We start from the raw sequence: 1,244 nt of genomic DNA, 5'->3' as shown, positions 1-1,244 counted from the left end.
GCCACCGATGCCGCGGGCAACACCTCGACGGCCGGCACCCAGTCGCTGACCATCGACACCACGCTGCCCGACGCCCCGACCGTCACCAGCGCGGCGCTGAGCAACAGCACGACGCCGATCCTCACCGGCACCGCCGAGACGGGCAGCACGGTCACCGTCACCGTCGGCGGCGCCACCTACACCACCACCGCCACCGGCGGAAGCTGGTCCATCGACCTCGCCACGGCGACGCCGACCACCGGCTCGCTCAGCCTGAACCCGAACGGCGCCAACGCCGTCTCGGCCACCGCCACCGACGCCTCGGGCAACGTCTCGGCGCCGGGCACCCAGACCCTGACCGTCGACACCACCGCCCCCGACGCCCCGACCGTCACCACGGCGCTGACCAACAGCACCACCCCGACCCTGGCCGGCACGGCCGAGGCGAACAGCACCGTCACCGTCACCGTCGGCGGCGCCACCTACACCACCACCGCGTCGGGGACCGGCGCCTGGAGCCTGAACCTCGCCACGGCCGTCCCGACCGCCGGCACGCTCAGCCTCACCGCCAACGCCGCCAACCCGGTCGCGGCCACCGCCACCGACGCGGCGGGCAACAGCTCGACCCCCGGCACCCGGTCGCTGACCGTCGACACCACCGCGCCGACCGCCACCGTCCTGTTCGAGGACGACAGCATCGACGCCATCGAGCAGTCCAGCGCCGCCTTCACCATCAGCGGCGGCGAGGCCGGGGCCGCCTTCACCTGGACCATCACCTCCGCCGGCGGCGGCCAGGTCTCCGGCAGCGGCGTGATGAGCGGGCCCACCGCGCGCGTCGAGGGCCTCGACCTCTCCGGCCTGGGCGACGGCACGCTGACCCTGACGCTGGGCCTGACCGACCCGGCCGGCAACGCCTCGGTGCCCTTCACCGCGACGACGCAGAAGCTCACCGCCACGGTCGACAAGCCCGCCCCGGTCGCCCCGCCGCCGGTCGCCACGGTCGACGGCGCCACCGTCAGCGGCGCCGTCACCACCAACGGCGACGGCACCCGCACCACCACCGTGACCATCGCGGCCAGCACCGCCACCCGCGTCGAGGACAGCAACACCGCCAACCCCGACCTCGCCGACGTCCCGGTGGTGCGCGAGCAGGTGGTCGACCGCCAGACCGGCGAGGTCTCCACCCAGACCACCCTGACGGTCAGCGTCTCCACCGGCGTCGCCGTCACCGCCACCGGCAGCGCCGAGCGCCAGACCGCCTCGCA

The 1,244-nt window shown here is 74.9% G+C and carries 1 protein-coding gene; it reads left to right on the top strand.

The genetic code is table 11. The annotated features are described in order from the left end of the window. A partial coding sequence (locus FBZ83_RS32450; protein ID WP_282186922.1) for an Ig-like domain-containing protein occupies nt 1-1,244 on the top strand: 1,244 nt, incomplete at both ends.

It is taken from the genome of Azospirillum brasilense (assembly GCF_007827815.1).
GTDB lineage: Bacteria > Pseudomonadota > Alphaproteobacteria > Azospirillales > Azospirillaceae > Azospirillum > Azospirillum brasilense_C.
This window is presented reverse-complemented; position numbering and strand designations above follow the sequence as displayed.